We start from the raw sequence: 14,303 nt of genomic DNA, 5'->3' as shown, positions 1-14,303 counted from the left end.
GAAAAACGAAACAGGAAATCGGAGGTGCCGCCGGATGAAACTGCCCGGCGGCGGCGCCTGGCATTGTGCCCCTGCGCCAGGCCAATGGCCCTGGCAGCCGCTATGCTCGCCCACGGCCGCCATGCGAAGCGGCAAGCCGCTGCAAAAAGAGGAGATTCACCATGCGCCCCACCCTGTCCCGCCGCCGCCTGCTGCAGGCCGCCCTGCCGCTGCTCGCCGTGCCCGCCTGGCCGCTGGCGCAAGCCCAAAGCGCCTATGCCGGCGGCAAGCCGCTGCGCCTCTTGGTGGGCTTCCCCGCAGGCGGCGGCACCGATGCGATCGCCCGCATCCTGGCCGAGCAGCTGAAGGACGAACTCGGCGTGCCGGTGGTGGTGGAGAACAAACCCGGGGCCGGTGGCCAGCTCGCCGCGCAGTCGCTGAAAACCGCCGCGCCAGATGGCAGCACGCTGTTCCTCAGCCACGACCACACGATTTCCATCCTGCCGCAGGTCGTCAAGACCCCAGGCTTCGAGCCGGCCAGGGACTTCGTGCCCGCAGGCGGCTTCGCCACCTTCGTCAACGCCTTTGCCGTCTCGGGTGGTACGCCCGCGAAGAGCTTCAACGACTACGTCGCCTGGGCCAAGGCGCAAGGCGGCAAGGGCTCGGTCGGCATCCCGGCGCCGGCCTCGGTACCCGAGTTCCTGGTCAAGGTCATCGGCCAGAAATACCAGCTCGACCTGGTGCCGGTGCCCTACCGCGGCAGCGCGCCGATGATGGCCGACATGCTGGGCAACCAGATCCCCGCCGGCACCGGCTCCATCCCCGACTTCATCGAGAACCACAAGAGCGGCAAGCTGCGCGTGGTCGCCGTGCTGGGCAACACCCGCCAGGCCGTGATGCCCGAGGTGCCCACCTTCGCCGAACTCGGCCTGGCCGGCTTCGAGGACGTGCCCTACTACGGCATCTTTGCCCCCGCCGGCACGCCCAGGCCCACGCTGGACCAGTTCTCCGCAGCCCTCGCCAAAGTCATCGCCCAGCCCGCCGTGCACGAACGCCTCACCGCCATGGGCCTGACGGTCGGCCACATGAGCCCGGACGCCCTCGGCGCCCGCGAGAAGGCCTACACGGCGACGTGGACGCGCATCATCAAGGCGAGCGGCTTCCAGCCCCAGTGAACGAAGGCACCCGCGTGGGTGCCCAGCCCGGAGCGCGGCCAGGTGCGAACAGGCAAAGACTCATCGGACAATGCCCGATCTGCTGACGCGCCTGAACCATGACCGACCTCGCCGCCATCCGAATCGTCCCCGCCGATCCCGCCCGAGCGCTGACCCCCGAGCAGAAGCGGTTCAACACCCTGATCCGGCAGATCGAGCAATCGCGCAAGACCCTGGCGGCGTGGCAGGACAACATCGCGCTGTATGCCCAGGCGCACGCACAGGTGCACGTCCCCCTGCTGGAGGAACAGCAGGCCTTGCAGCGGCGCTGGGCCTTCGCGCTGGATTCGGCGCTTGCACGCAAAGGCTGGACGCGCACCGAGCGCGAAACAATGAGTGAACTCGTCTGCAATGCCGCGGCGGAGCTGCTCGGGGCCAACGCTGACGACGCTGAACTCAAGGCGCTGTTCGCCAGGCACGCCGATGTGGACTTCGACACCGACCGCGCGCAAGCACTGCTCGCAATGAAGGACCTGGCCGAGTTGGCGACAGGGCTGGACCTGGGGGATGACGACGGCATCGCCAGCGAAGAGGACCTGATGCAGCGCATGCACCAACAGATGCAGGCGCACACGCAGGCCGCCGATGCCGAGCAGGAGGCCAAGTCATCCCGCCGTCGCAAGAGCGCCGCGCAGCAGCGCCGCGAGGCCGAAGCCCAGCAGGCCACACAGTCGGTGCGCGAGGTCTTCCGCAAGCTGGCCAGCGCGCTGCATCCGGACCGCGAGACCGACGCCGAGCAGCGCACGATCAAGACAGCGCTGATGCAACGGGCCAACCAGGCCTACGAGAACAACGACCTGCTCACGCTGCTGGAGCTGCAGTTGCAGATCGAGCAGGTCGACGCCGGGCACATGACCAATGCAGACACCAAGCGGGTGAAGCACTACAACAAGGTGCTGGCCGAGCAACTGGCCGAACTCAAGACGGAGATCGGCCAGGTCGAGTTCAGCTTCTGCATGGACTTCGGGCTGGCGCCAGGGTCGGGCTTGAACCCGCTCAAGCTGGGCCTACAGCTTGAGCGAGAGACCCAGCGCCTGCGCTTTGAACTGGCCGAGATGGGCAGGGAAATCAACCTGCTCGGCGACACCGCCGCCACCAAGCGCTGGCTCAAAATTGCCCGCCGACGGCTGGCAGACGCCGCCTTCGACATGGACCCGTTCTTTTAGGCGCTGGCCTCGGGGCGGCGGCGGCAACGGATCAGTTGAGGCTGTCTTGACGGTTGCCGCGCTGGATGAGTGGCGCTTGGGCGGTGGCGCATCCCCTCGCTGAAGGACGTTGCGCCCACTGGATGGCCATCCAGATCATCCCATGAGCCATCCCGTCCCTACCATGGCTGCAAGCACTCAGCTCAGCCAAATGACGCAAATCCCAGCCAGCGACCTCAAGACCATCCTGCATTCCAAGCGGGCCAATCTGTACTACCTGGAGCACTGCCGCGTGCTCGTCAACGGGGGTCGCGTCGAGTACGTGACCGACCAGGGCAAGGCGTCGCTCTACTGGAACATCCCCATCGCCAACACCACCACGGTGCTGCTTGGCACCGGCACCTCCATCACCCAGGCCGCCGTGCGTGAACTGGCCAAGGCCGGGGTGATGCTGGGCTTTTGCGGTGGCGGTGGCACCCCGCTTTTTGCGGGCATGGAGCGAGAGCTGGAGGTGGCCTGGTTCCCGCCACAAAGCGAGTACCGCCCCACCGAGTACCTGCAAGCCTGGGTGCGCTTCTGGTTTGACGACGGGCTGCGGTTGGGCGCCGCCAAGGCCTTGCAAAAGGCCAGGCTGGGGCGCCTGCAGCAACACTGGGCCGGCAGCAAAAGCCTGAAAGAGCAAGGTTTTCAGCCCGACCTGGCAGCGCTGTCAGCCGTCATCACGGCCACGCTGCCGGCGCTTGGCGCGGCGCCGGACACCATGAGCCTGCTCACCGAAGAAGCCCGCATGAGCAAACAGCTCTACCGCCTGGCCAGCCAGGCCACGGGTTACGGCGAATTCACCCGCGCCAAGCGGGGCGACAGCACCGATGCCGCCAACCAGTTCCTGGACCACGGCAACTACCTGGCTTACGGCCTGGGCGCCACTGCCACCTGGGTGCTGGGCCTGCCTCACGGCCTGGCGGTGCTGCATGGGAAAACACGGCGCGGCGGCCTGGTCTTCGATGTGGCGGATCTGGTCAAGGACGCCGTCATCCTGCCGCAGGCCTTTGTCTCGGCAATGCAGGGCCACAGCGAACAGCAGTTCAGGCAGGCCTGCATCTCTGCGTTGACTCGCAGCGAAGCGCTTGACTTCATGATCGACACGCTCAAGGAAGTGGCCGAGACCTTCGGCCGCCTGGCCCGCGCCCCGGCGCACACGGCATCGGGCGGAGACGCCGCATGAACGTGCTGCTCATTTCCCAGTGCGACAAGCGCGCCCTGACCGAAACCCGCCGCATCCTCGATCAATTCGCCGAACGGCGCGGCGACCGCACCTGGCAGACCCCCATCACCCAGGACGGGCTGGACACCCTGCGCCGCCTGCTGCGCAAGACCGCGCGCAAGAACACCGCCGTGGCCTGCCACTGGATTCGCGGCCTCGACCATTCCGAGCTGCTTTGGGTGGTGGGCGATGGCCGCAGGTTCAATGAGCAAGGCGCGGTGCCCACCAACACCACCCGGCGCAATGTGCTGCGCACCGAAGACGAAAACCACTGGCACAGCGGCGAGCTGATCCGCCTGCTGGCCGACATGGCAGGCCTGCTGCACGACCTGGGCAAGGCCATCGAAGCCTTCCAGGCCCGCCTGCGGGGCCAACTCGAAGGCCGCAACCTGATCCGGCATGAATGGGTCTCGCTGCGCCTGCTGGAAGCCTTTGTCGGCACCGATGACGATGCCACCTGGCTAGCCCGCCTGGCCAAGCCTGGCCCCGAAGACGATGCGCGCTGGCTCACCCAGCTGCGCTGCGACGGACGCGACGGCGCTTTCGATTCGCCCTTCAAGACCCTCCAGAACGCGCCACTGGCGCTCGCGCTGGGCTGGCTGGTGGTAACGCACCACCGTTTGCCCGTGCTGCCCAAAGATGACGACTTCCAGATGTCGCGCCTGCGCGGCCTGCTAACCCAGGTGCAACCCGCGTGGAACGAGCGCGCCTTCGCGCAGGCCGAGCCCGGCGCTTTCGCCCCCTATTGGCGCTTCCCGCAGGGCCTGCCCGTCACCAGTGAAGCCTGGCGCCGCCGGGCCAGCCGCATGGCCTGCCGGCTGGCCCAGTGGCAGGTGCGCCAGCCGGCCAGCTCGGCCACGGAGGCGCTGCTGAACAACCCCTTCGTGATGCACCTGAGCCGGCTCAGCCTGATGCTGGCCGATCACCACTACTCCCGCCTGGAAGGTGACAGCGCCGAGCGGGTGAAGGCCGATGCCGGCTACCCCTTGTGGGCGAACACCCTTTCCAGCGGCCAGCCCAACCAGCGGCTGGACGAACACCTGCTGGGCGTGGCCCAGCATGGCTCGGAAGTGGCGCGCTTTCTGCCCAAGCTGGCGCAGCACCTGCCGCGCCTGGGCCGCCACCCCAGCCTGAAGCAGCGCGCCAAGTCCGAGCGCTATCGCTGGCAGGACAAATCGGCCGAGCTGGCCGCCGGCCTGCGCGAGCGTGCGGAGCAGCACGGCGCCTTCATCGTCAACATGGCCTCCACCGGCTGCGGCAAGACCTTGGCCAACGCCCGCATCATGTACGCGCTGGCCGATCCGGCCCTGGGGCTGCGCTGCGCCTTCGCGCTGGGCCTGCGCACGCTGACGCTGCAGACCGGCCAAGCCTTCCGCGACATGTTGAACCTGGGCGATGACGACCTGGCCATCCGCGTGGGCGGCTCCGCCAGCCGGGCCTTGTTCGAATTCCACGAGGCCCAGGCCGAGGCCACCGGGTCCGCCTCCCGGCAGGAACTGCTGGAAGAAGACAGCCACGTGCTGTTCGAAGGCGCCACCGACCAGCACCCGCTGCTGCGCCGCGCCGTGGCCGACCCCGAAGTGCGCAAGCTGCTGCTGGCCCCGCTGCTGGTCTGCACCATCGACCACCTCACCCCCGCCACCGAAAGCCAGCGCGGGGGCCGGCAGATCGCGCCCATGCTGCGCCTGATGAGCGGCGATCTGGTGCTGGACGAGCCCGACGACTTTGACCTGGCCGACCTGCCGGCCTTGACCCGCCTGGTGCACTGGGCCGGCCTGCTGGGCGCGCGGATGCTGCTCTCCTCGGCCACCTTGCCGCCAGCCTTGATCCAGGGCCTGTTCGAGGCCTACCGCAATGGGCGCCAGCACTACCAGCGCAACTGCAGCGCCCGCCCCGGCGGCGCCGAGACCCCGCCGGCGGTCTGCTGCGCCTGGGTAGACGAATTCAACCAGCAGGCGCAGGACTGCCCGGACCCGGCCGGCTTTGCCCAGGCCCATGCCCAGTTCGCACAGCGCCGCCATGGCGAGCTGGCCCGGCTGGCGTCCCAGCCTCGGCGCCGCGCCGCGCTGCTGCCGGCGCCTGCCCTGCCCGGCGCTGGTCGCCAGGATCTGCCCGCGCTGGCCACGGCCTGGGCGCCCCATCTGCTGGCCGCCGCCTTGGGCTTGCACCGCGCCCACCACAGCGTTGACGCCGTCAGCGGCCATCGCGTCAGCTTCGGCCTGGTTCGCATGGCCAACATCGAGCCGCTGTTTGAAGTGGCGCTGGCCTTGTTCGGCCAGCCTGCGCCTGAAGGCTGCCGGGTGCACCTGTGCGTCTACCACTCCCGCCACCCCTTGCTGGTGCGCTCAGCCATCGAGCAGCAGCTCGACCAGGCGCTGAAGCGGCACGAGCCTGACGCCGTGTTCGCCCTGCCCGGCATTCGCCAGCGGCTGGACGCCGCGCCCGAGGCCGATCAGCTCTTCATCGTGCTGGGCTCGCCCGTGACCGAAGTGGGCCGCGACCATGACTACGACTGGGCCGTGGTGGAACCTTCGTCCATGCGCTCGCTGATCCAGTTGGCCGGCCGCGTGCGGCGCCACCGGCCAGGCGCCGTCAACGAAGCCAACATCCTCGTGCTCGACCACAACCTGCGCCACTTCCAGCAGCCCGGCCAGCCAGCTTTCTGCAAGCCCGGTTTCGAGGCACCCGACTTCCGGCTGAGCAGCCACGATCTGCACGCCCTGGTTCGGCCCGAAGAGCTGGCGGTGATCGACGCCCGGCCCCGCATCGTGCCGCCCGCCGAACTGCAGCCCCAACAGCGACTGGTGGATCTGGAGCACGCCCGGCTGCAGCAGCACATGCTGCCGAGCGCAGCGCCCGCGCCTGCACCGCCTCGCGGGTTGGTCAGCCGCGCCCGCACCCAGGCCGCTGCCGCGCCCCCGTTGGCAGCACTCAACGCCAGCACATGGTGGGACGCACCGCCACAAGACGCCACGCTCACAGCCGTCCTGCAACGCGCCCAGCCCTTCCGCCAGGAGCCGCACCCAGCCGATGTGACGCTGGTGTTGCGGCCGGATGAAGACGGTGAGACTGCTCACTTATATCGCGTGCAATCCACCTTGCGCCCAGGCGACGAGATTTATGAACCAGCTAACTTGCGATGCCACCACGTGCCGAACAAGGCAGTGGGTGGCGAGCGCATCCAGCCTTGGGGCATCACTGACTACATGAGCGCGCTGACCGACCTGGCCACCGCGCTGGACATGCCCTTGGACCTCTGCGCCAAGCGCTTCGGCACTGTGGCGGTGCCCGACAACCCCGACGGCTGGCGCTACCACCCGGCCTTGGGTTTTGCAAAGAAGCGGCATTGACGAGGAGGGCCGACACCTGAGGTGTCGGCCCGCTGCCTGTGCGGCAGTGAAGCATGACATCGGCAAACCGAGCGTCATTTTTCTGAGCTGCCTTACGGCAGTCTGGCGAGGTTACACCACGCATATGGATGAATTGACAAATCGAGCTTCATTGGTTGACAAATGCGTACCGCCCGCCCTACATTGGGTGAACGCGCAGGGTGGTGGAACACCCTGCGCGTTCGGAGCAACGCCATCGGTTTGAAGAGCCACGGCACCAACGGTCGTAAGGATGTCGGCCAAGGAGGATATGAACGTGAGTAGCGTTCACCCGACCATAAGCGTCTGACGCAGCTTGACGCTGCGTTCCCAAAGCATCCCCGCGGCATTGCCCTGGGGATTTTAGTCGCGGCCTTGCGCCGCGACACCCCCTCAGGGAGATGTCATGTCTACGCACCTCATTGGGCGTCAGGCAGAGCTTCGTTCGCTTGTTCTGGGCTTCTTGTCCGAACGATTGAACGCCAAATTGGAAAAGCTCGCCGAATACGACCCCAAGCGCGCCGAGTTGCAGGCGCAGTTCCAACCCGCGATCTGGCTGGAGGACGCGGCCCGCCGCGTCGGGCAGATCCAGGCCGTCACGCACTCGCTCAAGCCCATTCACCCGGATGCCAAGGGCAGCAGCCTGTACCGCGACCCCAGCAGCATGCAGCCGCTGGACGAAATGGGCAGCCACGCGCTGGGCGCCGAATTTGACGCCGATGTGGTGGGCAATGCCGCCGCGTTGGATGTCTACAAGCTCCTGAAGCTGGCGCACCAGGGCGAAAGCCTGCTGAGCTTGGCGACACAGGCAGATGCCGACCTGGCCGCCGCGCTCAGCGACGACCCGGCCCAAGCGGCGGCATGGATGGCCGCTTTTGCGGGCTTGTCCGAAGCGCGGGGCCGCCTCAGTTCGCACACGCTGGCCAAGCAGTTTTACTGGCTGGTGGGCGCGGACCCGCACGACGATGCCGGCTACCACCTGCTGGCGCCGCTGTACCCCACCTCGCTGGTGCACCGCGTCTACCAAGCCTTGCAGGACGACCGCTTCAGCGATGAGGCCAAGGCCGCACGCGAGGCCCGCAAGGCGGGCCACTGGCACGAGCGCCAGGTACGCGAGTATCCGCAGTTGGCCATCCAGAGCCTGGGCGGTACCAAGCCGCAGAACATCAGCCAGCTCAACAGCGAGCGGCGCGGCAACAACATGCTGCTCGCCTCGCTGCCACCTGTGTGGCGCTCGGCGGAGATTCGGCCGGTGCTGGGCACGGCTTCGCTGTTCAAAGTCTTCGGCCACCGACCCGAGGCCCGCCGGTTGACCCAGTTGCTGCGCCGCTTCCTGGAGGGCGACCCGGCACGCAACCTGGAAACCCGCACCCAGCGCGACGAATGGGTAGAGGCCCTGCTGGAAGAACTGATGCTGTTCACCGCCGAGCAGCAGACCTTGGAACCCGGCTGGTCGACCGATGCGCGCTGTGAGCTGCCCGCCACGCACCGCGCCTGGCTGGACCCGGAAGGCGCGGGCGAGACCCCGCCCGACCTGATCGACGAACTGGCCCGGGACTTTGCCAACTGGCTCAACCACGCGCTGCGCACCCCTCTGCCCATGGGCGATGCCGAGTACCTGCATTGGCGCAAGCAGGCACGCGAGCTGTTCAAGGCCATGGAACGGGAGGGCGTGCTGTGAGCCAGCCCACTCCGCAACACCGCGCAGTGCTGCTGCTGCCGCACCTGCGCGTGCAGAACGCCAACGCCATCTCCAGCCCGCTGACCTGGGGCTTCCCGGCCATCACCGCCTTCACCGGCCTGATGACAGCACTGGAGCGGCGCCTGGGCCCCGAAGCGGGCATCAACCTGCTGGGCGTGGGCGTGGTCTGCCACGGCTTCGAGGCGCAGGTCACCACCAGCGGCTACACCCGCGCCTTCCATCTCACGCGCAACCCTGTCCTGCAAGACGGCAGCACCGCCGCCATCGTGGAAGAAGGCCGCGCGCACCTGGAGATCAGCCTAGTGTTCGACGTGCGGCTGGGCGACGCGCAGCATGGCGATGCCGAGCGCGAGGCCCTGGCCGAGCGCATCGCGCAGGCGCTGGCCGGCATGCGCCTGGCCGGCGGCAGCGTGATGCCGCCCTTGCCTGCCGCCAAGCGCCGCCCCCAGCGCCCACTCCTGGCCTTGGTGCCAGACGGCGCAGAAGCGCAACGCGAGCAGTTCCGCCGCCTGGCGCGGCGCCTGATGCCGGGCTTCGCCCTGGTCTCGCGAGACGACCTGCTGCAACAGCGCCTGGCCGAGCTGCGCACCCGCGACGCCCAGGCCAGCACGCTGGATGCCTGGCTGGACCTCTCCCGCTGGACCATCCGCCCCGTCGCAACCCCTGAAGGCGCGGAAGGCGGCGAGCCCTCCAACCGAATGGAGTGGATCACCGACCCCCGCCCCGGCTGGATCGTGCCCATCCCCGTGGGCTTTGCCGCCCTCTCGCCGCTGCACGCGGCCGGCAGCGTGGCTGGCGCACGGGACATGGCCACGCCGTTTCGCTTTGTCGAAACCGTGTGGTCCATCGGCCAATGGATCAGCCCGCACCGGCTGCAGCGCCTGGGCGACCTGATCTGGCAGATCGGGCACGACCACGACCCCGAACATCCCAGCGAACACGGTCTGTACCGCTGCTTCATCGACACCCCGGCCCCGACGGCCACCCCCATCTGAACATCCAGGGAGAACACATCATGGCAACCAAGGAAACCACCCTCAAGACCGCTTCCGTGCTCGCCTTCGAGCGCAAGCTGGACCCCTCTGACGCGCAATTCTTTGCCGGCGCCTGGGACACGCGCCAGGCCAGCGCCGACTGGACCCCGGTGAAGATCAATGAAAAGTCGGTGCGCGGCACCATCTCCAACCGCCTCAAGACCAAAGACCAGGACCCGGCCAAGCTGGACGCCGCCATCGAGAACCCCAATCTGCAAACCGTGGACGTGGCCGCGCTGCCAGCCAGCGCAGACACGCTGAAGGCAAGCTTTACGCTGCGCGTGCTGGGCGGCACGGGCACGCCTTCCGCCTGCAACAACGCGGACTACCAAACCAAGCTGCTGGCCACGGTGAAGGGCTATGCGGACAGTCAGGGTTTTGCCGAGCTGGCGCGCCGCTATGCCCACAACCTGGCAAATGCGCGCTTCCTGTGGCGCAACCGCGTGGGTGCCGAGCAGGTGGAAGTACACATCGCCCACCTGGTGCAGGGCCAAGCTGCCCAGACCTGGGTCTTCGACGCGCTCAACCTGCCGCTCCGCGACTTCAGCGCGCCCGCCGCTGCGGAATCGGCGCTGAGCGGCCTTGCCGCGCTCATCGCCCAGGGCTTGGCCGGCACCAGCCATGTGCTGCTGCAGGTCACGGCTTATGCCCGCATCGGCGCTGCACAGGAGGTCTACCCTTCGCAGGAACTGATCCTGGACAAAGGCAGCAGCAAGAAGAGCAAGACGCTTTACCACGTGCAAAACGTGGCCGGCATCCACTCGCAAAAGCTGGGCAATGCGGTGCGCACCATCGACACCTGGCACCCGGACGTGGCCGAGCTGGGCCCCATCGCCGTGGAGCCCTATGGCTCCGTGACCACGCTGGGCAAGGCCTGCCGCAAACCCACCGACAAGCTGGACTTCTACAACCTGCTGGACGGCTGGCTGCTCAAGGACAAAGCGCCGGCACTGGATCAACAGCATTTCGTGATGGCCACGCTGATTCGTGGCGGCGTGTTTGGCGACGCAGGCAAGGACTGAGTGAGCACGCCATGCACCACTACATCGACATCCATCTGCGGCCGGATCCGGAATTTGCGCCGCACCAGCTCATGGCCGCGCTCTTTGCCAAGCTGCACCGCTGGCTGGCGCAAACCCAGAGTCAGCACATTGGCGTGAGCTTTCCCGGCTACCAGGAGGCCCCCGCCACGCTGGGCGGCACCCTGAGGTTGATCGGTCCCGCCACCGAACTAACGCGGCTGATGGAACACGACTGGCTGCAGGGCATGCACGACCATGCAGACGTGCGGACCCTGGTCGCCGTGCCCCCTGAGGCAACCCAGCGCACCCTGCGCCGCGTGCAGGCCAAGAGCAGCCCCGAGCGCCTGCGGCGGCGCCAGATGCGCCGTCACCAGCTCACGGCAGAGCAGGCACTTGAACGGGTGCCTGACAGCGCCGCGGAAACATTGAAGCTGCCCTTTCTGACGCTGACCAGCACCAGCACCGGGCAACGGTTCAAGCTCTTTCTGCGGCTGGGCCCATCCACCGGCGCTGAGCAGGCCGGGGACTTCAACAGCTACGGCCTGAGCAGCACCGCCACCGTCCCCTGGTTCTGACCCTTTTTCTGGCGACCAACGCAAGTGCTTGATCTTCAAGCGCTTGCGTCGCAACTCGGCAGAATGGGTCGCTAGCCCGTTTCGGCCAAAATGCACGTTGCGACAAGCACTTACGCCCGACCGCGCGTAGTTCACTGCCGCGTAGGCAGCTCAGAAAAGACCGGCCCACCACCGGCACGGACTCAATCATGTTCACTGCCGCGTAGGCAGCTCAGAAAACGTCAGGCATGCGCAACTGATGCGTCTCATTGTTCACTGCCGCGTAGGCAGCTCAGAAAACACCCCAGGGGGGAGCAGCAGGCGAAGATGAGTTCACTGCCGCGTAGGCAGCTCAGAAATAAAGAAGGCGGGCGACACGTCCTCATCAGAGGTTCACTGCCGCGTAGGCAGCTCAGAAAGAGTGGATGCGATGCGTGCCATTGAGGCAGCGGTTCACTGCCGCGTAGGCAGCTCAGAAATTGCTCAGTCAAACGTTGTCGAATCGATTACTGTTCACTGCCGCGTAGGCAGCTCAGAAAACCCCGGCGCCACTACTTTGTCACCCTGGCCGGTTCACTGCCGCGTAGGCAGCTCAGAAAAAAACGCCGGCCGTCGAATACCACTTGGTCGGGTTCACTGCCGCGTAGGCAGCTCAGAAACTGCAGCGCATCTCCGATCCGCACGCTATTCCTGTTCACTGCCGCGTAGGCAGCTCAGAAAACGACGGTTGGAAGCAACGTCATCACGGCGGTGTTCACTGCCGCGTAGGCAGCTCAGAAATGTGCGGGCACATACACGCGCCACTGGGCGGCGTTCACTGCCGCGTAGGCAGCTCAGAAAAAATAAGCCGCGCGAGCGAATCCGCGTACAACGTTCACTGCCGCGTAGGCAGCTCAGAAAATGAAGAGCACGCGCTGCGCGCCGCTGACCAAGTTCACTGCCGCGTAGGCAGCTCAGAAATTCAGCTCGACCTTGCGGCGCTCGACCATCTTCGTTCACTGCCGCGTAGGCAGCTCAGAAAAGGTGGTGAACGCCGAGATTGCGCCGATGCGCGTTCACTGCCGCGTAGGCAGCTCAGAAAACTACGAGCGCCACCGCGAGCAAATTATTGCCGTTCACTGCCGCGTAGGCAGCTCAGAAAACCGACCCCGCCGGCGAACTGCCTGCACAGGCGTTCACTGCCGCGTAGGCAGCTCAGAAAAGTTTCGACGCGCAGTGATGCGTGAGGCCGTGGTTCACTGCCGCGTAGGCAGCTCAGAAATGACAGATTACAAGATCTTCGCACCACCGAGTGTTCACTGCCGCGTAGGCAGCTCAGAAATCACGTCAACAAAGGAACTCTCCGTGAAACTCGTTCACTGCCGCGTAGGCAGCTCAGAAAATAACGCAAGCCCAGGATGTCCTGTGTGATTAGTTCACTGCCGCGTAGGCAGCTCAGAAATGCCGAACTTCAGCGGCGGCGCCAACGACGCAGTTCACTGCCGCGTAGGCAGCTCAGAAATGGCCAGGAAGGCAATTTCCTGCGGGCCGACCGTTCACTGCCGCGTAGGCAGCTCAGAAAGCCTTCCTTGGCTTCAGCGTGTCCGCCTTCGCGTTCACTGCCGCGTAGGCAGCTCAGAAAAATCTACCCCTTGCGTCACTTGAAGAGTCCAGGTTCACTGCCGCGTAGGCAGCTCAGAAATCGTGCTGGTCCATGCCTAGTCAACCGTTGCCGTTCACTGCCGCGTAGGCAGCTCAGAAAATGACCAGCGACCAACAAGAGCAACAGACCATGTTCACTGCCGCGTAGGCAGCTCAGAAATCACCCCCGCCCAAGCCGAAGCCGTCTATAGCGTTCACTGCCGCGTAGGCAGCTCAGAAAAAACGGACAAGCGCAATGAGCACGCACGATTGGTTCACTGCCGCGTAGGCAGCTCAGAAAAGATGGCAACGGCACATCCCACGACCCACCTCGTTCACTGCCGCGTAGGCAGCTCAGAAATCACTCAATCCCAGGCCGAAGCGGTCTACAGCGTTCACTGCCGCGTAGGCAGCTCAGAAAAGACCGGCCCACCACCGGCACGGATTCGATCAGTTCACTGCCGCGTAGGCAGCTCAGAAAATGTGCGCCGTGATTGATTGGATGGTCATGTGGTTCACTGCCGCGTAGGCAGCTCAGAAAACGATGACGGCGGGATCGGACACCGTGTCGTTGTTCACTGCCGCGTAGGCAGCTCAGAAAAACGAGCCAGGCGGGTACGCGGGCGAAGACATGTTCACTGCCGCGTAGGCAGCTCAGAAAAGAAGACAACGTGCACGAACTCTGGCACGCGGGTTCACTGCCGCGTAGGCAGCTCAGAAAGTTATGTGGATGACAGACGCAGAAGTAGCTGAGTTCACTGCCGCGTAGGCAGCTCAGAAAGCGCACCAAACTCAGCAGCGCCCAGAGGAACAGTTCACTGCCGCGTAGGCAGCTCAGAAATGCACGCTGGACAGGATGTGGCCGATCTGCTGGTTCACTGCCGCGTAGGCAGCTCAGAAAAACACCTCATCAGCCCGACGCGCTTCATACGGGTTCACTGCCGCGTAGGCAGCTCAGAAATGAGCGTTTCGACGGGGACACCTTGCGCCGCGGTTCACTGCCGCGTAGGCAGCTCAGAAATATCTTCGTTCGGTTGGTATCGGACTGTGATTTCGTTCACTGCCGCGTAGGCAGCTCAGAAATGGGGGAAGAAGCCATGACCACCTTGCCCAACGTTCACTGCCGCGTAGGCAGCTCAGAAAATCAAAGCGGCTGGCGGCGTAGCGGCGCTCGCGTTCACTGCCGCGTAGGCAGCTCAGAAAATCGAAGAAGAGATCGCGAATGCGCACCTGATGTTCACTGCCGCGTAGGCAGCTCAGAAAAGACCGAGCGCCTAAAGGCGCGGCTGATCGCGGTTCACTGCCGCGTAGGCAGCTCAGAAATCGGCACGCTGCCCAGTGACGACGCCGCCCAGGTTCACTGCCGCGTAGGCAGCTCAGAAACGGTCGAAACCGCCGAGG

General features: G+C 65.9%; 8 protein-coding genes and 1 CRISPR repeat array (1 of these 9 cut by a window edge). All 8 genes read left to right on the top strand.

Translation table 11 applies throughout. The features are described 5' to 3' along the window. The first annotated feature begins 161 nt into the window (after window positions 1-161). The 8 genes from LRH25_RS10080 (at window position 162) to cas6f (ending at window position 11,303) form a co-directional block, all read left to right on the top strand. On the top strand, window positions 162-1,154 hold the full coding sequence (locus LRH25_RS10080; RefSeq protein ID WP_141289091.1) for a Bug family tripartite tricarboxylate transporter substrate binding protein: 993 nt from the start codon (window positions 162-164) through the stop codon (window positions 1,152-1,154). 98 nt (window positions 1,155-1,252) lie between these two features. After that, window positions 1,253-2,359 (top strand): molecular chaperone DnaJ, encoded by a 1,107-nt coding sequence (locus LRH25_RS10075; protein WP_141289089.1) that lies wholly within the window; start codon window positions 1,253-1,255, stop codon window positions 2,357-2,359. Window positions 2,360-2,549: 190 nt separating this feature from the next. Then, window positions 2,550-3,563 (top strand): type I-F CRISPR-associated endonuclease Cas1f, encoded by a 1,014-nt coding sequence (cas1f, locus tag LRH25_RS10070; protein WP_141289087.1) that lies wholly within the window; start codon window positions 2,550-2,552, stop codon window positions 3,561-3,563. Continuing rightward, a complete protein-coding gene (cas3f, locus tag LRH25_RS10065) occupies window positions 3,560-6,952 on the top strand; it encodes a type I-F CRISPR-associated helicase Cas3f (RefSeq protein ID WP_231011077.1) in 3,393 nt (1,130 codons plus the stop codon). Before cas1f ends, cas3f begins: the two co-directional genes overlap by 4 nt. A 493-nt stretch (window positions 6,953-7,445) precedes the next feature. Then, window positions 7,446-8,651 carry a type I-F CRISPR-associated protein Csy1 gene (gene csy1, locus LRH25_RS10060; RefSeq protein ID WP_211361575.1) on the top strand — a complete coding sequence of 402 codons (1,206 nt, stop codon included), beginning with the start codon at window positions 7,446-7,448 and terminating at the stop codon, window positions 8,649-8,651. Then, window positions 8,648-9,667 carry a type I-F CRISPR-associated protein Csy2 gene (gene csy2, locus LRH25_RS10055; RefSeq protein ID WP_231011076.1) on the top strand — a complete coding sequence of 340 codons (1,020 nt, stop codon included), beginning with the start codon at window positions 8,648-8,650 and terminating at the stop codon, window positions 9,665-9,667. Before csy1 ends, csy2 begins: the two co-directional genes overlap by 4 nt. Before the next feature lie 20 nt (window positions 9,668-9,687). Continuing rightward, window positions 9,688-10,728, top strand: coding sequence for a type I-F CRISPR-associated protein Csy3 (gene csy3, locus LRH25_RS10050; RefSeq protein ID WP_141288300.1), 1,041 nt, complete (start codon window positions 9,688-9,690; stop codon window positions 10,726-10,728). A gap of 11 nt (window positions 10,729-10,739) precedes the next feature. Next, window positions 10,740-11,303 carry a type I-F CRISPR-associated endoribonuclease Cas6/Csy4 gene (gene cas6f / locus LRH25_RS10045; protein WP_141288301.1) on the top strand — a complete coding sequence of 188 codons (564 nt, stop codon included), beginning with the start codon at window positions 10,740-10,742 and terminating at the stop codon, window positions 11,301-11,303. A gap of 129 nt (window positions 11,304-11,432) precedes the next feature. Further along, window positions 11,433-14,303: direct repeats of the CRISPR family, unit length 28 nt; unit sequence GTTCACTGCCGCGTAGGCAGCTCAGAAA; it runs 1,485 nt beyond the window's last position.

Source organism: Ideonella azotifigens (genome assembly GCF_021043325.1).
Classification (GTDB): domain Bacteria; phylum Pseudomonadota; class Gammaproteobacteria; order Burkholderiales; family Burkholderiaceae_C; genus Ideonella; species Ideonella azotifigens.
Note: the sequence above shows the minus strand (reverse complement) of the source record. Positions and strands in the feature narration are given on the sequence as shown.

Excerpts from the sequence above, each read along its gene's own strand:
- LRH25_RS10080 (WP_141289091.1), top strand. The coding sequence starts at position 162 with ATGCGCCCCACCCTGTCCCGCCGCCGCCTGCTGCAGGCCGCCCTGCCG.
- LRH25_RS10075 (WP_141289089.1), top strand. The coding sequence starts at position 1,253 with ATGACCGACCTCGCCGCCATCCGAATCGTCCCCGCCGATCCCGCCCGA.
- cas1f (WP_141289087.1), top strand. The coding sequence starts at position 2,550 with ATGACGCAAATCCCAGCCAGCGACCTCAAGACCATCCTGCATTCCAAG.
- cas3f (WP_231011077.1), top strand. The coding sequence starts at position 3,560 with ATGAACGTGCTGCTCATTTCCCAGTGCGACAAGCGCGCCCTGACCGAA.
- csy3 (WP_141288300.1), top strand. The coding sequence starts at position 9,688 with ATGGCAACCAAGGAAACCACCCTCAAGACCGCTTCCGTGCTCGCCTTC.
- cas6f (WP_141288301.1), top strand. The coding sequence starts at position 10,740 with ATGCACCACTACATCGACATCCATCTGCGGCCGGATCCGGAATTTGCG.